Origin of the sequence: Pseudomonas sp. REST10, assembly GCF_029542605.1 — a bacterium.
Taxonomy (GTDB): Bacteria; Pseudomonadota; Gammaproteobacteria; order Pseudomonadales; family Pseudomonadaceae; genus Aquipseudomonas; species Aquipseudomonas khazarica.
In genome coordinates, this window is sequence record NZ_CP035677.1 from 3,656,740 (window position 1) to 3,674,624 (window position 17,885).

Below are 17,885 nucleotides of genomic sequence, written 5' to 3' on the forward strand. Positions count from 1 at the left end.
CCGTCAAACGGCCATCAGGTCCGCTTCCTTGACCTCCAGGGCCTTGTCGATGTCAGCGACGAACTTGTCGGTGATCTTCTGCAGCTCGTCAGCGGCGCGACGCTCTTCGTCTTCGCTGATTTCCTTGGCCTTGGACAGCTTCTTCAGCTCGGCCAGGGCATCGCGACGCACGTTGCGCACGGCAACCTTGGCATCTTCCGCCACACCACGCGCCTGCTTGGTGTAACCCTTGCGGGTCTCTTCGGTCAGGGCCGGCATCGGCACGCGAATGGTGGTACCGGCACTGCTCGGGTTCAGGCCGAGGTCGGAGGTCAGGATGGCCTTCTCGATGGCGGCGCCAAGGTTCTTGTCGTGCGCGACGATCTTCAGGGTACGGGCGTCCTCGACGGTGATCGCGGCCACCTGGTTCAGCGGCATGTCGCTACCCCAGGCCGGCACCTTGACGCTATCGAGAATGCTCGGGTGGGCACGGCCGGTACGAATGGAAGCCAGGTTGCGACCCAGCGCATCCAGGGACTTGCTCATACGCTCCTGGGCGTCTTTCTTGATGTCGTTGATCATTGTGCTTCCTCCTCGATCAGGGTTCCTTCGGCGCCGCCCACCACCACATTGAGCAGGGCACCTGGTTTGTTCATGTTGAAGACACGCAGCGGCATGGCGTGATCGCGGCACAGGCAGATGGCCGTCAGGTCCATGACGCCCAGCTTGCGATCGAGCACTTCGTCATAGGTCAGACGCTCGAATTTCTCGGCATGCGGGTCCTTGAACGGGTCGGCAGTGTACACGCCATCCACCTTGGTCGCCTTCAGCACCACGTCGGCATCGATCTCGATGGCGCGCAGGCAGGCGGCGGAGTCGGTGGTGAAGAACGGGTTGCCGGTACCGGCAGCGAAGATCACCACTTCACCGGTCTTGAGGTGGCGCATGGCCTTGCGGCGGTCGTAGTGGTCGGTGACGCCGACCATGGAAATGGCCGACATGACGATGGCCGGGATGTTCGAGCGCTCCAGCGCGTCGCGCATGGCCAGCGCGTTCATCACCGTGGCCAGCATGCCCATGTGGTCACCGGTGACCCGGTCCATGCCGGCTGCGGACAGTGCGGCGCCGCGGAACAGGTTGCCGCCACCGATCACCAGGCCGACCTGCACGCCGATGCCGACCAGCTGGCCGACTTCCAGCGCCATGCGATCGAGCACCTTGGGATCGATGCCGAAGTCTTCCGAGCCCATCAGGGCTTCGCCGCTAAGTTTGAGCAGAATGCGTTTGTAACGAGGTTGGCGACCAGTCGTCTGCTGAGCCATTGCAAGTCTCTCCTGCGGCGATTTGAATGCTGTATGCAGCACGGGGCTGCAATTGTCCGACACCCCCAGGGCGTCGATGGTCACCTTTCACGGCAACCCTACTACTTTGCTGCCCCCTAGTCGGCAAAGAGGCCGCACGCGCAAGCGGGCAGCCTCTTTGGGGCACTCACCGAAACCGCTGATTACTGCTTGCTGGCAGCAACCTGGGCGGCAACTTCGGCAGCGAAGTCGGTCTCGGCCTTCTCGATGCCTTCGCCCACTTCGTAACGTACGAAGGAAACGACTTCAGCACCGGCTTTCTTCACCAGGTCACCGACCTTGACTTCCGGGTCCATGATGAAGGCTTGCTCGACCAGGCTGGCTTCGGCCAGGAACTTGGCGATACGGCCTTTGACCATGTTCTCGACGATGTTCTCCGGCTTGCCGGCGATTTTCTCGGCGTTCAGCTGCAGGAAGATTTCCTTTTCCTTGGCAACCAGCTCTTCGGAAACCTGGTCCGGCGAAACGACGGCCGGGTTGGAAGCAGCAACGTGCATGGCAACGTGCTTGGCCAGTTCGTCGTTGCCGCCTTTCAGGACAACCAGAACACCGATGCGGTGGCCGTGCAGGTAGGCACCAACGGTGTCACCGGAGACAGCGGTCAGACGACGGATGTTGACGTTCTCGCCGCACTTGGCGACCAGCGCTTCACGAGCGGATTCGCGGGAAGCGATCAGCGGAGCGGCTTCAGTCAGGTTCTGTGCGAAGGCTTCGTCCAGGCTGTCCTTGACGAAGGCCTTGAAGTCGTCCTGCAGAGCCAGGAAGTCGGTCTGCGAGTTGACTTCGATGATCAGGCCACGGCCGCCTTCGACGCGAACGGCGATGGAACCTTCGGCGGCGATGTTGCCAGCCTTCTTGGCAGCCTTGATGGCACCGGAAGCGCGCATGTCGTCAATGGCCTTCTCGATATCGCCACCAGCGGCAACCAGCGCCTTCTTGCACTCCATCATGCCTTGGCCGGTACGCTCGCGCAGTTCTTTAACCAGGGCTGCAGTAATTTCTGCCATCTTGAAAATCCTCTCGGTAGGTCTTCAACCATTCACCTGCCAGGCAGGCGATCAAATCTTTGAGTGGCAAAAAGGGGGCCTAGCCCCCTTCTTGCACAGCGCATAACGCTAGATGCTTTGCGTTACCGCTTAGCCTTCGGCGCTCTCGGCAGCCGCTTCTTCGACGAACTCTTCGGTTGCGCCGCCAGCGTTGCTGCGACCACGGATCACGGCGTCGGCCATGGCACCCATGTACAGCTGGATGGCGCGAATGGCGTCGTCGTTACCCGGGATGATGTAGTCAACGCCTTCCGGGCTGCTGTTGGTATCGACAACGCCGATGACCGGAATGCCCAGCTTGTTGGCTTCGGTGATGGCGATGCGCTCGTGATCGACGTCGATCACGAACAGAGCGTCCGGCAGACCGCCCATGTCCTTGATACCACCCAGGCTGCGATCCAGTTTTTCCAGATCACGGGAACGCATCAGGGCTTCTTTCTTGGTCAGCTTGGCGAAGGTGCCGTCCTGGGACTGGGTTTCCAGCTCACGCAGGCGCTTGATCGAAGCACGGATGGTCTTGTAGTTGGTCAGCATGCCGCCCAGCCAGCGGTGATCGACGAACGGCGAGCCGCAACGAGCAGCTTCTTCGCGAACGATCTTGCCAGCGGAACGCTTGGTGCCAACGAACAGAATCTTGTTCTTGCCAGCAGCCAGCTTTTCAACGAACGACAGCGCGTCGTTGAACATCGGCAGGGTTTTTTCGAGGTTGATGATGTGAATCTTGTTACGCGCGCCGAAAATGTACTTGCCCATTTTCGGGTTCCAGTAACGGGTCTGGTGGCCGAAGTGCACACCGGCCTTCAGCATATCGCGCATGTTGACTTGGGACATGATAGTTCCTTGATAAGTCGGGTTAGGCCTCCACGCATCCCAGTTCCCAACCCTTGCGGGCACCCAGGAAACCGTGTCGATACGTGTGTGGGTTTGAGCTTTCGGACTCAGTGCCCGTAAAGCGGCGCGTTTTATACCACACAAAGCAGCCGCAAGCTACAAGCTTGGAGCAGCAAGCTGCCTTTTGGGGCTTGCGGCCCGTAGCTGTTAATATAGCCGCCTTTATCTGTATGCCTTCCGAGAGCCTGCCATGACCGTCACCATCAAATCCGCCGAAGAAATCGAGAAAATGCGCGTGGCCGGCCGCCTGGCCGCCGAAGTGCTGGAGATGATCGGCGAGCACGTCAAGCCCGGCGTCACCACCGACGAACTGGATCGCCTGTGCCACGACTATATCGTCAACGTGCAGAAGGCCATCCCCGCCCCGCTCAACTACAAGGGCTTCCCCAAGTCGATCTGCACCTCGATCAACCACGTGGTTTGCCACGGCATCCCCAACGACAAGCCGCTGAAGGACGGCGACGTGCTGAACATCGACGTCACCGTGATCAAGGATGGCTACCACGGCGATACCAGCAAGATGTTCATGGTCGGCAAGGTTCCCGAGTGGGCCGAGCGCCTGGCCAAGATCACCCAGGAGTGCATGTATAAAGGCATCGAACTGGTCAAGCCGGGCACCCGCCTGGGCGATATCGGCGAAGTGATCCAGAAGCATGCCGAGAAGAACGGTTTTTCCGTGGTTCGCGAATACTGCGGCCATGGCATCGGCGCCGTGTTCCACGAAGAGCCGCAGGTGCTGCACTACGGCAAGGCCGGCACCGGCATGGAACTCAAGGAAGGCATGACCTTCACCATCGAGCCGATGATCAACCAGGGCCGCCCGGAAACCCGCCTACTCGGCGACGGCTGGACCGCCATCACCAAGGACCGCAAGCTGTCCGCGCAGTGGGAACACACCATACTGGTCACCGCCGACGGCTACGAGATCTTCACCCTGCGCGCTGACGACACCATCGCCCGCACCTCGGCCTGAGCCCGAGTACGCCCCGAGCGCAATGGCGCGCGGGGCGCACCCCACCAATCGTATTTAAGGAAGGCACTGCATGCCGCAGATGGACCCCGAACTGTTTGACCGTGGTCAGTTCCAGGCCGAGCTGGCGCTCAAGTCCAGCCCCATCGCCGCATTCAAGAAAGCCATCCGCCGCGCGCATGAAGTACTGGATGCGCGCTTCCATGCCGGCCGCGACATCCGCCGCCTGGTCGAAGACCGTGCCTGGTTCGTCGACCAGATCCTCCAGGAAGCCTGGAAACGCTTCGCCTGGAGCGACGAAGCCGACATCGCCCTGCTCGCCGTGGGCGGCTACGGCCGCGGCGAGCTGCACCCCTACTCGGACATCGACCTGCTGATCCTGCTCGACAGCAGCGATCACGAGATCTTTCGCGAGTCGATCGAAGGCTTCCTCACCCTGCTCTGGGACATCGGCCTGGAAGTCGGCCAGAGCGTGCGCTCGGTCGATGAATGCGCCGAGGAGGCGCGCGCCGACCTGACGGTGATCACCAACCTGATGGAAAGCCGCACCATCGCCGGCCCCGAGCACCTGCGCCAGCGCATGCAGCAGGTCACCAGCACGGACGAGATGTGGCCGAGCAAGCACTTCTATCTGGCCAAGCGTGAAGAGCGCAAGGCGCGTCACGGCAAGTACAACGACACCGAATACAACCTGGAGCCCAACGTCAAGGGTTCGCCCGGCGGCCTGCGCGATATCCAGACGGTGCTCTGGGTCGCCCGCCGCCAGTTCGGCACACTCAACCTGCAGGCGCTGGTCGGCCAGGGTTTCCTGCTGGAAAGCGAATACGCCCTGCTCTCCTCCAGCCAGGAATTCCTCTGGAAGGTGCGCTACGCCCTGCACATGTTCGCGGGCCGCGCCGAAGACCGCCTGCTGTTCGACTACCAGGCCCGCATCGCCGCGCTGTTCGGCTACAAGGACGGCGACGGCAAGCGCAGCATCGAACACTTCATGCAGAAGTACTACCGGGTGGTGATGGCCATTTCCGAGCTGTCGGACCTGATCAACCAGCACTTCGAGGAAGTCATCCTGCGTGCCGGCGAGACCAGCCAGGCCACGCCGCTGAACAGTCGCTTTCAGGTGCGTGACCGCTATATCGAGGTCACCCACCCCAACGTCTTCAAGCGTACGCCCTTCGCCATCATCGAGATCTTCGTGCTGATGGCCCAGCATCCCGAGATCAAGGGCGTGCGCGCCGACAGCATTCGCCTGCTGCGCGACAGCAGGCACCTGATCGACGACGACTTCCGCAAGGACATCCGCAACACCAGCCTGTTCATCGAGCTGTTCAAGTGCCGCGAGGGCATCCACCGCAACCTGCGGCGCATGAACCGCTACGGCATTCTCGGCCGCTACCTGCCGGAATTCGGCCATATCGTCGGGCAGATGCAGCATGACCTGTTCCACATCTATACAGTCGACGCGCACACCCTCAACCTGATCAAGCACCTGCGCAAGTTCCGCTGGCCGGAGCTGGCGGAGAAATTCCCGCTGGCCAGCAAGCTCATCGAGCGCCTGCCCAAGCCGGAGCTGATCTACCTCGCCGGCCTCTACCACGACATCGGCAAGGGCCGTGGCGGCGACCACTCGGAGCTGGGCGCGGTGGATGCCGAAGCCTTCGCCCGTCGCCACCACCTGCCCGCCTGGGACAGTGCCCTGATCGTCTGGCTGGTGCAGCACCACCTGGTGATGTCCACCACCGCCCAGCGCAAGGACCTTTCCGACCCGCAGGTGATCCACGACTTCGCCCAGTTCGTCGGCGACCAGACCCACCTGGAATACCTCTACGTGCTGACCGTGGCCGACATCAACGCCACCAACCCCAGCCTGTGGAATTCCTGGCGCGCCAGCCTGCTGCGCCAGCTCTACACCGAGACCAAGCGCGCCCTGCGCCGCGGCCTGGAGAACCCGCTGGACCGCGAAGAGCAGATTCGCCAGACGCAGAGCGCGGCCCTGGACCTGCTGGTGCGCGGCGGCATCGACCCGGACGACGCCGAGCAGCTGTGGAGCCAGCTGGGGGATGACTACTTCCTGCGGCATACCGCCAGCGACGTGGCCTGGCACACCGACGCCATCCTCCAGCACCCCGATGATGGCGGGCCGCTGGTGCTGATGAAGGAAACCACCCAGCGCGAGTTCGAAGGTGGCACGCAGATCTTCATCTACGCGCCGGACCAGCACGACTTCTTCGCCGTGACCGTGGCCGCGATGAGCCAGCTCAACCTGAACATTCACGATGCGCGGATCATCACCTCCACCAGCCAGTTCACCCTCGACACCTATGTGGTGCTGGATGCCGATGGCGGCTCGATCGGCAACAACCCGGCGCGCATCCAGCAGATCCGCGAGGGCCTGATCGAAGCCCTGAAGAACCCCGACGACTACCCGACCATCATCCAGCGCCGGGTACCGCGCCAGCTCAAGCACTTCGCCTTCGCGCCGCAGGTGACCATCCACAACGACGCGCAGCGCCCGGTGACCATCCTCGAGCTGACCGCCCCGGATCGCCCGGGCCTGCTGGCACGCATCGGGCGCATCTTCCTCGAATACGACCTGTCGCTGCAGAACGCCAAGATCGCCACCCTCGGCGAGCGCGTCGAGGACGTGTTCTTCGTCACCGACGCCAACAACCAGCCGCTGTCCGACCCGGAGCTCTGCGCACGCCTGCAGGAGACCATCGTCCGCCGTCTGTCCGAGCCCAGCAGCCCTACCCCGGCGCAGATCACCTTCTGACCCCGGCTCATGATGTGGCGCCGGACGCCACATCATGAGCCAGGATCAGATTCTGAAGCTGTCCACCAGCTGCTTGAGCCGGCCGACCTGCTGATCCAGCTCGGTACAGGCGCTCAGGCTGGCCTGCAGGTTGCGCACGCCGTCCTGGTTGAGCATGTTGATCTCGGTAATGTCCATGTTCAGGCTCTCGATCACCGAGGTCTGTTCCTCGGTGGCAGTGGCCACCGACTGGTTCATGCCGTCGATTTCGCCGATGCGGCGAGTCACGCCATCCAGCTTCTCCCCCGCCTGACCACCGATGCGCACACTGTCATCACTGAAGCGGCGACTCTCGCCCATGGTCGCCACCGCATCACGCGCGCCGGCTTGCAGTTGCTCGATCATCTGCTGGATTTCCAGGGCCGAACTCTGCGTGCGCTGCGCCAGGTTGCGCACCTCATCGGCCACCACGGCGAAACCTCGCCCGGCCTCGCCGGCACGCGCCGCCTCGATGGCGGCGTTGAGCGCCAGCAGGTTGGTCTGCTCGGAGATGCCCTTGATCACGTCGAGGATCTGGCCGATGTCGCTGCTCTTCTCGCTGAGCACCTCGATGTGCCGACCGGAGGCCTGAATCTTCTCCGACAGTTCGCTCATCGAGCCCAGCGTGCGGTCGACCATGCCCTGGCCCTCCTCGGCATCGCGGCGCGCATCGCTGGCCTGCACGGAGGCGTCGGCGGCATTGCGCGCGATCTCCTGGGCTGCGGCGCCCAGCTCGTTGATCGCCGCCGCGACGCTGTCGGTACGCGATGCCTGCTCGCTGGAGTTATCCATGGACGCGTTGGACGCCTGCACCACCGTGCTCACCCGGGCATGCACCTCACGAGTTGCCGAAGCCACCTCGCGGATCGACTCGTGGATGCGCTCGACGAAGCGATTGAAGGCGCCAGCCAGCTCACCGAACTCGTCGCCGGAGGCGATCGTGAGGCGCTGCGTCAGGTCCCCCTCGCCCTCGGCGATGCCGCCCATGGCATGGCTCATCACGTGCAGCGGGCGCAGCAGGATGCGGATCAGCGCGCCCAGCAGCAGCAGAATGGCCACCACACCGATGATCGTCACCATCAGCGCGGAGACGCGGAACTCGCTGAGCGCAGCGAAGGCCTTGCCTTCGTCGACCGACAGACCGACGTACCAGCGCACGCCGGCCAGCCCCTGCACCGGCAGGAAGGTGACCAGGCGGGCGCTGCCATCGACCGCCGAAGCGCCCTGCAGGGTGGACTCCAGGCGAGGCGCCCCGCCCGGGAAAAGCTCCGCCAGGGTCTTGAGCACCAGGCTCTTGTCAGGGTGCACCAGCACCGTGCCCTTTTCGTCGACCAGGAAGGCATAGCCCATCCCGCCCAGGTCGAAGGAGTTGAGAATGTCATCGACCGTCTGCAGTTTCAGGTCGCCACCGACCACCCCCAGCAGGTTGCCACCCGCGCTGACCGGACGCGTGATGGTGATCAGCAGGCCGTCACGCGGGTCGGCCGCCAGATAGGGCGCGGTCAGCCCCGGGCCACCGTTGCCCTGCGCGCTCTTGTACCAGGGCCGCTGGCGAGGATCGTAACCGGCGGGTAGCTCGCTGGCGGGGAACTGGGTGTAGGTGCCATCAGCCTGGCCAAAATAGGCATAGAGGAAGGCGGAAGCGATGCTGCGATGCTGCAGGCTCCTGCGCAGGGACGCCGGTGAGCTGTCGTCCTGCACCGACTCGGCGAGGTTGTCCAGCAACTGCATGCGTCCATCCAGCCAGTGCTGGATGTTGCCGGTTGAGACCAGGCCGACATCATTGAGGTAGTTGGACAGGCTTTCGCGGATCGCCGTGCGCTGCAGGTAATCGTTGTACAGCGCGAACGATGCGAAGACCGCAATGACCACAAGGGAAGCAGCCAGCATGATCTTGTGACTGAATTTCAGGGTGCGCATGGGCAGAGTTCGCCATGAAAAGGGGGAGAGAACGGGTTAGGCCGACGCTATCGGCGCGCGAAGCCGGGCCTTGAGCGCTGCGTGCGTCGCAGACGCGACCTAAACGGACGAAAATCGGACGGACGAAGGGAATTTCCCCGCAAGGCCTGCCGTGCTAGTGTCGCCAGCTTTGTCACCGCCTCACAAAGGACCCGTCGGATCATCATGAACCACGCCCTCGCCCAGCTGCAGCCCTACCCGTTCGAGAAGCTCCGCGCCCTGCTCGCCGACGTGCAGCCTGCCAGCGACCGCTCGCCCATCGCGCTGTCCATCGGTGAGCCCAAGCACCGCTCGCCCGACTTCGTCGCCCAGGCGCTGACCGCCAACCTCGACAAGCTCGCCGTCTATCCGACCACCCTGGGCCTGCCGGAGCTGCGCCAGAGCATCGCCAACTGGTGCGAACGGCGCTTCGCCGTGCCGGCCGGCTGGCTGGATGCCGCGCGCCACGTGCTGCCGGTCAATGGCACCCGCGAGGCCCTGTTCGCCTTCACCCAGGCCGTGGTCGACCGCAACGCCAAGGGCCTGGTGGTCAGCCCCAACCCCTTCTACCAGATCTACGAAGGCGCGGCGTTTCTCGCCGGCGCAGAGCCGCACTACCTGCCCTGCCTGGAGGCCCACGGCTTCAACCCGGACTTCGATGCGGTGCCGACCGAGGTCTGGCAACGCTGCCAGATCCTCTTCCTCTGCTCACCGGGCAACCCCACCGGTGCACTGATCCCGGTCGAGACCCTGAAGAAGCTGATCGCCCTGGCCGACCAGCATGACTTCGTGATTGCCGCCGACGAATGCTACAGCGAGCTGTACTTCGACGAGGCCGCGCCACCGCCCGGCCTGCTCAGCGCCTGTGCCGAGCTGGGCCGCAGCGATTTCGCGCGCTGCGTGGTGTTCCACAGCCTGTCCAAGCGCTCCAACCTACCCGGCCTGCGCTCCGGCTTCGTGGCCGGCGACGCCAGCATCCTCAAGCACTTCCTGCTGTACCGCACCTACCATGGCTGCGCCATGCCGGTACAGACCCAGCTGGCCAGCGTTGCCGCCTGGAACGACGAGGCCCACGTGCGCACCAACCGCGACATGTACCGCGAGAAGTTCGCCGCCGTGCTGGAGATCCTCGCCCCGGTGATGGACGTGCAGCGCCCGGACGGTGGCTTCTACCTGTGGGCACGCACGCCGGGTGACGACGCCACCTTCACCCGCGACCTGTTCGCCAGCGAACACGTCACCGTGGTGCCGGGTTCCTACCTGTCGCGCGAAGTCAACGGCGTCAATCCCGGCGCCGGCCGCGTGCGCATGGCCCTGGTCGCGCCGCTGGCCGAGTGCATCGAAGCCGCCGAGCGTATCGCCCGCTTCATTCGCGGCGCCTGAACAACTTCAAAAGCAGTCGCGGCTGAAGCCCCTCCCACAGCTGCTTAGTTTGTAGGAGGGGCTTTAGCCGCGAGCCTCTGACTCCGTAGCCCGGATGCAATCCGGGCTACGCCTATCCGTGACTCAGCTCTTGTGCAGGCGCGCCTCGGCGATATCCAGGTCGCGCAGGATCTCGGCTAGCATGTCGTCATCCAGCTCGTTGTCCTTGCGCATGCGATACAGCTCCAGGCGCTGGGTACGCAGCGCCTGCAGGCGCAGGCGGTACTCCAGGCGATCGACCTCGCGCTGATGCTCACGCGCCTCCTCGCCACCACGGGCACGCTCGAGCAGATCGCGGTACTCACTCATCAGGCGCGCCTTCACCTCGACCGAGGCGATTGCGCCCTCGGCATCGGCGGCGCGCTCGTCCTCGGACTCCAGGTAGCGAATGGCCGACTCCAGCATCAGCGCGCGATGGCGATTGAGCTCACGCTCATGCACGGCGGCGTTGTCCTGCGGCAGGCGCGGCAGGATGCGTGGCAAGGCGACGCTGGCGACCAGCAATGACAACAGGATCACCCCGGCAGCGATCAGGATCAGCAGGTCACGCTCGGGGAAGGCCTCGCCGCTGTTGAGCAGCAACGGCAACGACATCACGCCGGCCAGGGTCACCGCCCCACGCACACCACCGAGCGTCAGCACCGCGCTGAGGGCGATGCGTGATTGCCCGGCGAACCGCGTGGGCTCGCCGCGCAGCCGGCGCAGTGCCCCGGACATGCGCCAGTAGCTGTAGACCCAGACGAAGCGCAGCAGCATCAGCACGGCGTAGATCACCACCACCATGGCCAGGGCCTGCAGTGCGAAACGCCAGGGCGTCGCGTGCCCGCCCAGCGCGGCGCCGAGGATGTCCGGCAGCTGCAAGCCGAGCAGCAGGAAGATCAGGCCGTTGAAGGTGAACTCCAGGAGTGCCCAGACGCTGCGGTTGAGCATCCGCGTCGAGGTCTGCCTGGGCAGCAGATCGAGACGGCTCTGCATCATCCCCGCCGCGACGGCGGAGAGAATCCCGGAGAGCCCCAGGTGCTCGGCGGCCACGTAAGCGGCGAATGGCAACAGCAGCAGGAGCAGCACATGCGGGGCGGGGTCTTCCCAGCCCCGGCCGATCATCCAGGCGCGCAGCCGCCCCAGCAGGTAGCTGAGCGCCACGCCGATGGCCAGCCCGCCAAACGCCACCAGGAGAAACTGCAGGCCGGCATCGGTGATCGAGAACACCCCGGTGAGCGTCGCCGCCACGGCGAACTTGAACGCCACCAGGCCGGAGGCGTCGTTCATCAGCGCCTCGCCCTGCAACAGGTTGTTCAGGGTGTTGGGCAAACGCCCATGGGTGATCGCCGAGACGGCCACCGCATCGGTCGGCGAGAGCACTGCGGCCAGGGCGAAACAGGCCGCCAGCGGCACCTGCGGCAACAGCCAGTGGATGACCTGCCCGGCCCCCAGGATGGTGAAGAACACCAGGGCGAACGCCAGCAGCAGGATCGGGGTGCGCAGCTCCCGGAACTGCCCCTTGGGCATGCGCCAGCCGTCGACGAACAGCAAGGGCGGGATGAACAGCAGCAGGAACAGCTCGGGATCGAGGCGCACGTGCATGCCCAGGACCGGAATGGCCAGCAGCGCACCGATCAGGATCTGCAGCAACGGCAGCGGCAAGGGGATGAACTGGGCGGTAATACGGGTGCCACTGACCACCAGCAGCATGGTCAGGATGGTGTAGAGCAATTGCATGGCGCGAAACCGGCGGGAACGGGCGGGAGGCTGCGATTCTAGCGCCGTAACACTTCGCAGCGACAGCCACCGCCCAGCCGCGACATGACGTGGCATAATGGCCCGCCGTATTTCCCGGAGCTTCCGGCACGCCACTCATCAGAGGAAGATCAATGAGTTACGTCCTGTATGGCATCAAGGCCTGTGACACGATGAAAAAGGCCAGAACCTGGCTCGAAGAGCACCAGGTCGACTATGCCTTTCATGACTACAAGAGCGCCGGAATCGACCGTGCGAGCCTGGAGAAATGGTGCAACGAGCATGGCTGGCAAACCATCCTCAACCGCGCCGGCACCACCTTCCGCAAGCTGGACGACATCCAGAAAAGCGACCTCGACCAGGCCAGGGCCATCGACCTGATGCTGGCCCAGCCCTCGATGATCAAGCGCCCGGTGCTCGACCTGGGCGACAAGACCCTGGTCGGCTTCAAACCGGATAACTACCAAGCCGCGTTGGCCTGATACCTCACCCGATTTCGTTGCAAGGAACCCATATCATGAGCACCACCCTCTTCAGCATCGCCTTTGGCGTCGGCACCCAGAATCGCCAGGGCAACTGGCTGGAAGTCTTCTACGCGCAGCCCCTGCTCAACCCGGCTGCCGAGCTGGTCGCCAAGGCCGCCGAGAAGCTCGGCTACCAGGGCGGCAACCAGGCCATCGCCTTCACCACCGCCCAGGCGGCCGACCTGGCCGAGGCCCTGAAAGGCGTGGACAGCGCCCAGGCCGCGCTGCTGACCCGCCTGGCCGAAAGCCACAACCCGCTGGTCGCCACCTTCCTCGCCGAAGACGGCGCACCGAGTAGCACGCCAGAGGCCTACCTCAAGCTGCACCTGCTGTCGCACCGCCTGGTCAAGCCGCACGGCCTGAGCCTGGCCGGCATCTTCCCGCTGCTGCCCAACGTGGCCTGGACCAGCCAGGGCGCTGTCGACCTCGGCGAGCTGGCCGAGCGTCAGCTGGAAGCACGCCTGAAGGGCGAGCTGCTGGAAGTGTTCTCCGTGGACAAGTTCCCGAAAATGACCGACTACGTGGTACCGGCCGGCGTGCGTATCGCCGACAGCGCCCGCGTGCGCTTGGGCGCCTACATCGGCGAAGGCACCACCGTGATGCACGAAGGCTTCGTCAACTTCAACGCAGGCACCGAAGGCCCGGGCATGATCGAAGGCCGCGTCTCCGCGGGCGTATTCGTCGGCAAGGGTTCGGACCTGGGCGGCGGCTGCTCGACCATGGGCACCCTGTCCGGCGGCGGCAACATCATCATCAGCGTCGGCGAGGGCTGCCTGATCGGTGCCAACGCCGGTATCGGCATCCCACTGGGTGACCGCAACACCGTGGAAGCCGGCCTGTACATCACCGCAGGGACCAAGGTGAACCTGCTCGACGAGGGCAATGCCCTGGTCAAGGTGGTCAAGGCGCGTGAGCTGGCCGGCCAGGCCGACCTGCTGTTCCGCCGCAACTCGCTGACCGGCGCCGTGGAGTGCAAGACCCACAAGTCGGCCATCGAGCTGAACGAAGCCCTGCACGCTCACAACTGAAAAGTTGGTTTAACGCTGCTGCGCTAGCCCATACTGCGTTGCAATAAGGCTCGAACGCTCATTTACACCAGTAAACTCCGCGTCCGAGCCTTATCGCGCCTTGTCTGGCCGTCGCTCGCAACACGTTAAACCCAACTTTTAACTGCCAGATGATCTCTGGAAGCATCCATGTCACTGATCTCCCCCTGGCGCGCCGACTTCCCCGGCATTCTCGCCCTCGAAGCCGAAGGCCAGACCTACCTCGACAGCGCCGCTACCGCGCAGAAGCCGCAGGTACTGCTCGACGCCCTGCTCGGCTACTACGCCACAGGCGCAGCCAACGTGCACCGTGCCCAGCACCTGCCCGGCGAACGCGCCACCCGCGCCTTCGAGGCCAGCCGCCAGGACGCCGCGCAGTGGCTCAACGCCGCCAGCGCGGAACAGATCATCTTCACCCGCGGCACCACCGAATCACTCAACCTGCTCGCCTATGGCCTCGAGTCGCAGTTGCCGGGCGACGGGCAGATCGTCATCAGCGCCGCCGAACACCACGCCAATCTGCTGCCCTGGCAACAACTGGCCCGGCGTCGCAACCTGGAGCTGGTCGTGCTGCCGCTGGACGCCAGTGGCAGCGTCGACCTGGAACAGGCCGCCGCGCGCATCGGCCCGCGCACCCGCCTGCTGGCCGTGACCCAGCTGTCCAACGTGCTCGGCCGCTGGCAACCGCTGCCACAGCTGCTGGCCATGGCCCGCGCCCAGGGCGCGCTGAGCGTGGTCGACGGCGCCCAGGGCGCGGTGCATCAGCGCCCCGACGTGCAGGCGCTGGGCTGCGACTTCTACGTCTGCTCGGCGCACAAGCTGTACGGCCCGGATGGCGTCGGCCTGCTCTACGGCCGCGGCGAGGCCCTGGCCCGGCTGCAGCACTGGCAGTTCGGCGGCGAGATGGTGCAGGACGCCGACTACCAGCAGGCCAGCTTCCGTCCGGCGCCGCTGGGTTTCGAAGCCGGCACCCCGGCGGTCAGCGCGGTGATCGCCTTCGGCGCCGTGCTGCGCTGGCTCGGCGCCCTGGATACGAACGCCGTGGCGGCCCACGAGAGCGCCCTGCACAGCGCCCTGCTGAGCGGCCTGCAGGCACGCTCCGGCATGCGCCTGCTCGGCGCGCCGCAGACGGCGCTGGCCAGCTTCTGCATCGACGGCGTGCACAACGCCGACCTGGCTCACCTGCTCAGCGAACAGGGCATCGCCGTGCGCGCCGGCCATCACTGCGCCATGCCGCTGATGAAACAGCTCGGCCTCGGCGGCGCGATCCGCGTATCGCTCGGCCTGTACAGCGACGGCGACGACCTGCAGCGCTTCTTCGCCGCACTGGACAACGCCCTGGAGCTGTTGCGATGAGCGTGCCCCGGTTTTCCGCAGGAGCGGCTGGGCGGCACGCCGTTGCAACCGCGATCGCGGCTGAAGCCGCTCCTACGGGTTCAGGAGGAGATCGGGAATGAACCTGCCCGGCGCTGCTCAGGAAGCTTTCGACGCCTTTACCACCTGCCACGGCTGGGAGCAGCGTGCCCGCCTACTGATGCAATGGGGCGAGCGTCTGGCGCCGCTGAGCGACGCCGAGCGCAGCGAGGCAAACCGCGTGCACGGCTGCGAGAGCCTGGTCTGGCTGGTCGCCGAGCAGCATGAAGGCCGCTGGCGCTTCCGCGCGACCAGCGATGCACGTCTGCTGCGCGGCTTGCTCGCGGTGCTGCTGGCGCGCGTCGAAGGCTTGAGCAGCAACGAGTTGGCGCAGCTCGATCTGAACGACTGGTTCAACCAGCTGGGCCTGCAGCGCCAGCTGTCGCCCTCGCGCAGCAACGGCCTGCATGCCGTGTTGCGGCGCATGGCCGAACTGACGGGCTGAGCCTGTTGCCCCGGATTGCTCCGGGCTACGAACTGCTTGCCCCCTGCCAGGCCAGCCCCGGCTCAGGCCTGAGCGCGCTCGCGCTGGGTCAGCCCACGCAGGAAGTTACGCAGGATCTGGTCGCCACACTCACGGTAGTGCCGGTGCCCCGGTGCACGAAACAGCGCCCCGAGCTCGGCCTTGGTCATCGGCAGGTCGGCGGCCTGCAGGATGGCCTGGATGTCGTCGTCGCGCAGCTCGAAGGCGACGCGCAGTTTCTTCAGCACGATGTTGTTGCTCAGGCGCTTCTCCACCGGCAGGCGCGGACGACTGTCGTCCCGGCCCCGCTTGTGGAACACCAGCCCTTCGAGGACATGGGCGAGCAGCACGTCGCTGCAGGCGCGATATCCGGCTTCGTCCTCGCGCAGCAGGCAGGCCGAGATCAGGCCGGGCTCAACCGGGTAATCGGCCAGCCGGCACAAGGCCTCCAGCTTGCTGTCGTTGACGTTCAGCAGGTAGCGCAAGCTGCGCAGCACATCGTTGTTGAGCATGAAAATCCTTGGCTGGCGCAGGACGAGCGTCGCTCAGTCCTGCGCAACGTGATGTGAGGTACTGGGCTGCCAGCTGTCGGCATTGCCCGAGTTCAGGGCCTGCTGCAGACGCTCCAGGTCACCGCGCTTGGCAAACGCTTGCAGCCCGGCGTTGAACAGGCGCAACAGCTCCGCCGCTTCGGCGTCATCCTTGCGAAACAGCAGGCGCAGCGGCTCCTTGTTCAGGTAGCGCGGATGGTGCGTGATATGACTGGCGTCCTTGGGGAACAGCTGGCGCAACATGGCATAGCCTACCGCACGATCCTGCGGGTGCAGGTCGATGCGCCCCAGCTCCAGCAGGCGGAAGCTGGTGTCTTCCTTGCCGCTCTGCTGCACCATCAGGCGACCGCCGGCCAGCGCCTCGTCGAACTCCGGCCCGTAGGAGTAACCCAGGGTCGTGCCGATGCGGTAGTTGAACAGGTCGTCGACCTTCTGCCAGTCGAACGCCTGGTCGGCGCGATGGAACAGGACCACCTCGCCGCGCACCAGCGGATCGCTGCAAACACCGTAATTGAGACGGCTGGGGCTGCAGCTGTAGGGCATGATCGCGCTCAGCTGACCCTGCTGCAGCATCAGCACATTGCGGTCCCAGGGATGAAAGATGTATTCGACCCGATAGCCGGCCTCGGCGAACACCGCACTGACCAGCCGCGCCAGGGCCCCGCCATCGGCGCGCTGCTGATCGACATAGGGCGCCCAGTCACCGGTGCCGATGCGCAGGGTCTGCGGCTCGGCCTGCACCGGGGCCAGCAGCAGGAGCCAGACAGGCAGCGTCAGGGAGGCGAGCATCCGTGCCCTGCGCCCTGTGCGAAAGACGCGCTCAAACCGGTAAGACACAAAATCACCTCTACTACGAATGACGTTCGATGCTTCCCTGTGTTCGTTTGCTGCACCTTTTCCGTTTATCCAGCATAGTCAAATGCGCAACGCGCAACGCCCTCAACCAGCAGCCTTGCGCTCTGCCGGGCGCCGGGCGCCGGCGACCAGCTTGTCCACCAGCCTGGCGGCGGCGGCCATGCCGAAACTGGCGGTGACCATCATCACCGCACCGAAACCGCCCGCGCAGTCCAGCCTCACCCCCTCACCGACGAAGCCCTTGGCCTGGCAGACGCTGCCGTCCGGCTTGGGATAGCGCAGCTGCTCGGTGGAGAACACGCACGGCACGCTGTAGGTGCGCCCCGGCGTGCGAGAGAAGCCGTAGTCACGGCGCAGCATGCTGCGCACCTTGGCCGCCAGCGGGTCGTTGAAGGTCTTGTTCAGGTCGGTGACCTGGATCTGCGTCGGGTCGACCTGGCCACCCGCACCGCCGGTGGTGACGATCTGGATCTTGCGCCGCTTGCACCAGGCGATCAGCGCGGCCTTGGCCGGCACGCTGTCGATGCAGTCGATCACGCCATCGAGCTGTTCGGTGATGTACTCGGCCATGGTCTCGCGGGTGACGAAGTCGGCCACCGCGTGCACCACGCACGCCGGGTTGATGGCACGGATGCGCGCGGCCATCTCGTCGACCTTGGCCTTGCCCACCGCGCCCTCGAGGGCGTGCACCTGACGATTGGTGTTGGTGATGCACACATCATCCAGGTCGAACAGGGAAATCTCGCCCACGCCGGAGCGCGCCAGGGCTTCCGCAGCCCAGGAGCCGACGCCACCGATGCCGACCACGGCCACATGCGCCGCAGCCAGGCGCTGGTAACCCTCCAGGCCATAAAGCCGGGCTATTCCGCCAAAGCGCTGATCGTCTGTATTCATCTATCCC

The 17,885-nt window shown here is 65.0% G+C and carries 16 protein-coding genes; 7 read left to right on the top strand and 9 right to left on the bottom strand.

The annotated features are described in order from the left end of the window. Window positions 1–3 precede the first annotated feature (3 nt). The 4 genes from frr to rpsB all read right to left on the bottom strand — a co-directional run bounded on the left by frr (window position 4) and on the right by rpsB (window position 3,217). Window positions 4–561: a ribosome recycling factor gene (gene frr / locus EWH21_RS17235; protein ID WP_037053747.1), complete on the bottom strand. Its 558-nt coding sequence runs from the start codon at window positions 559–561 to the stop codon at window positions 4–6. After that, window positions 558–1,301 (bottom strand): UMP kinase, encoded by a 744-nt coding sequence (gene pyrH, locus EWH21_RS17240; protein WP_037053743.1) that lies wholly within the window; start codon window positions 1,299–1,301, stop codon window positions 558–560. Before pyrH ends, frr begins: the two co-directional genes overlap by 4 nt. A 182-nt stretch (window positions 1,302–1,483) precedes the next feature. After that, window positions 1,484–2,347: a translation elongation factor Ts gene (gene tsf, locus EWH21_RS17245; RefSeq protein WP_037053740.1), complete on the bottom strand. Its 864-nt coding sequence runs from the start codon at window positions 2,345–2,347 to the stop codon at window positions 1,484–1,486. 129 nt (window positions 2,348–2,476) lie between these two features. Beyond that, window positions 2,477–3,217, bottom strand: a complete 741-nt coding sequence (gene rpsB / locus EWH21_RS17250; RefSeq protein WP_024308911.1) for a 30S ribosomal protein S2 — start codon at window positions 3,215–3,217, stop codon at window positions 2,477–2,479. A 250-nt stretch (window positions 3,218–3,467) separates the two neighbouring features. On the opposite strand from rpsB, the gene map reads away from it, so the two are divergent. After that, the gene (gene map, locus EWH21_RS17255; RefSeq protein ID WP_037053733.1) at window positions 3,468–4,250 is read left to right on the top strand and encodes a type I methionyl aminopeptidase; all 783 of its coding nucleotides are present in this window, start codon (window positions 3,468–3,470) and stop codon (window positions 4,248–4,250) included. Window positions 4,251–4,320: 70 nt separating this feature from the next. Continuing rightward, window positions 4,321–7,017 (top strand): [protein-PII] uridylyltransferase, encoded by a 2,697-nt coding sequence (locus EWH21_RS17260; protein WP_037053731.1) that lies wholly within the window; start codon window positions 4,321–4,323, stop codon window positions 7,015–7,017. A 45-nt stretch (window positions 7,018–7,062) separates the two neighbouring features. Here EWH21_RS17260 and EWH21_RS17265 read toward each other — a convergent pair whose 3' ends face one another. Then, window positions 7,063–8,955 carry a methyl-accepting chemotaxis protein gene (locus EWH21_RS17265; RefSeq protein ID WP_277698916.1) on the bottom strand — a complete coding sequence of 631 codons (1,893 nt, stop codon included), beginning with the start codon at window positions 8,953–8,955 and terminating at the stop codon, window positions 7,063–7,065. A 204-nt stretch (window positions 8,956–9,159) separates the two neighbouring features. On the opposite strand from EWH21_RS17265, the gene dapC reads away from it, so the two are divergent. Then, a complete protein-coding gene (dapC, locus tag EWH21_RS17270; protein WP_134677464.1) occupies window positions 9,160–10,356 on the top strand; it encodes a succinyldiaminopimelate transaminase in 1,197 nt (398 codons plus the stop codon). A gap of 123 nt (window positions 10,357–10,479) precedes the next feature. Here dapC and EWH21_RS17275 read toward each other — a convergent pair whose 3' ends face one another. Then, window positions 10,480–12,114: a Na+/H+ antiporter gene (locus tag EWH21_RS17275; protein ID WP_037053723.1), complete on the bottom strand. Its 1,635-nt coding sequence runs from the start codon at window positions 12,112–12,114 to the stop codon at window positions 10,480–10,482. Window positions 12,115–12,266: 152 nt separating this feature from the next. Between EWH21_RS17275 and EWH21_RS17280 the strand changes: the two genes are divergently transcribed. The 4 genes from EWH21_RS17280 (at window position 12,267) to EWH21_RS17295 (ending at window position 15,560) form a co-directional block, all read left to right on the top strand. After that, entirely contained in the window at window positions 12,267–12,614 is a 348-nt protein-coding gene (locus tag EWH21_RS17280; protein WP_152489221.1) for an ArsC family reductase, read from the top strand. Between the two features lie 35 nt (window positions 12,615–12,649). Next, entirely contained in the window at window positions 12,650–13,684 is a 1,035-nt protein-coding gene (gene dapD, locus EWH21_RS17285; protein WP_037053718.1) for a 2,3,4,5-tetrahydropyridine-2,6-dicarboxylate N-succinyltransferase, read from the top strand. A 168-nt stretch (window positions 13,685–13,852) separates the two neighbouring features. Continuing rightward, entirely contained in the window at window positions 13,853–15,058 is a 1,206-nt protein-coding gene (locus EWH21_RS17290; RefSeq protein ID WP_277698917.1) for a cysteine desulfurase, read from the top strand. 97 nt (window positions 15,059–15,155) lie between these two features. Beyond that, entirely contained in the window at window positions 15,156–15,560 is a 405-nt protein-coding gene (locus tag EWH21_RS17295; RefSeq protein WP_277698918.1) for a SufE family protein, read from the top strand. Window positions 15,561–15,622: 62 nt separating this feature from the next. Here the strand turns inward: EWH21_RS17295 and EWH21_RS17300 are convergent, their stop codons facing one another. The 3 genes from EWH21_RS17300 to tcdA all read right to left on the bottom strand — a co-directional run bounded on the left by EWH21_RS17300 (window position 15,623) and on the right by tcdA (window position 17,878). Next, entirely contained in the window at window positions 15,623–16,090 is a 468-nt protein-coding gene (locus EWH21_RS17300; RefSeq protein ID WP_152489224.1) for a DUF1456 family protein, read from the bottom strand. 33 nt (window positions 16,091–16,123) lie between these two features. Then, entirely contained in the window at window positions 16,124–16,918 is a 795-nt protein-coding gene (locus EWH21_RS17305) for a transporter substrate-binding domain-containing protein (protein WP_277698919.1), read from the bottom strand. Window positions 16,919–17,068: 150 nt separating this feature from the next. After that, complete coding sequence (tcdA, locus tag EWH21_RS17310; RefSeq protein WP_152489226.1) at window positions 17,069–17,878, bottom strand: tRNA cyclic N6-threonylcarbamoyladenosine(37) synthase TcdA; 810 nt, start codon at window positions 17,876–17,878, stop codon at window positions 17,069–17,071. Window positions 17,879–17,885 lie beyond the last annotated feature (7 nt).

Bases quoted from the DNA above. Each gene is read 5' to 3' on its own strand.
- frr (WP_037053747.1), bottom strand. From the start codon at position 561: ATGATCAACGACATCAAGAAAGACGCCCAGGAGCGTATGAGCAAGTCC.
- pyrH (WP_037053743.1), bottom strand. From the start codon at position 1,301: ATGGCTCAGCAGACGACTGGTCGCCAACCTCGTTACAAACGCATTCTG.
- tsf (WP_037053740.1), bottom strand. From the start codon at position 2,347: ATGGCAGAAATTACTGCAGCCCTGGTTAAAGAACTGCGCGAGCGTACC.
- rpsB (WP_024308911.1), bottom strand. From the start codon at position 3,217: ATGTCCCAAGTCAACATGCGCGATATGCTGAAGGCCGGTGTGCACTTC.
- map (WP_037053733.1), top strand. From the start codon at position 3,468: ATGACCGTCACCATCAAATCCGCCGAAGAAATCGAGAAAATGCGCGTG.
- EWH21_RS17260 (WP_037053731.1), top strand. From the start codon at position 4,321: ATGCCGCAGATGGACCCCGAACTGTTTGACCGTGGTCAGTTCCAGGCC.
- EWH21_RS17265 (WP_277698916.1), bottom strand. From the start codon at position 8,955: ATGCGCACCCTGAAATTCAGTCACAAGATCATGCTGGCTGCTTCCCTT.
- dapC (WP_134677464.1), top strand. From the start codon at position 9,160: ATGAACCACGCCCTCGCCCAGCTGCAGCCCTACCCGTTCGAGAAGCTC.
- EWH21_RS17275 (WP_037053723.1), bottom strand. From the start codon at position 12,114: ATGCAATTGCTCTACACCATCCTGACCATGCTGCTGGTGGTCAGTGGC.
- EWH21_RS17280 (WP_152489221.1), top strand. From the start codon at position 12,267: ATGAGTTACGTCCTGTATGGCATCAAGGCCTGTGACACGATGAAAAAG.
- dapD (WP_037053718.1), top strand. From the start codon at position 12,650: ATGAGCACCACCCTCTTCAGCATCGCCTTTGGCGTCGGCACCCAGAAT.
- EWH21_RS17290 (WP_277698917.1), top strand. From the start codon at position 13,853: ATGTCACTGATCTCCCCCTGGCGCGCCGACTTCCCCGGCATTCTCGCC.
- EWH21_RS17295 (WP_277698918.1), top strand. From the start codon at position 15,156: ATGAACCTGCCCGGCGCTGCTCAGGAAGCTTTCGACGCCTTTACCACC.
- EWH21_RS17300 (WP_152489224.1), bottom strand. From the start codon at position 16,090: ATGCTCAACAACGATGTGCTGCGCAGCTTGCGCTACCTGCTGAACGTC.
- EWH21_RS17305 (WP_277698919.1), bottom strand. From the start codon at position 16,918: ATGCTCGCCTCCCTGACGCTGCCTGTCTGGCTCCTGCTGCTGGCCCCG.
- tcdA (WP_152489226.1), bottom strand. From the start codon at position 17,878: ATGAATACAGACGATCAGCGCTTTGGCGGAATAGCCCGGCTTTATGGC.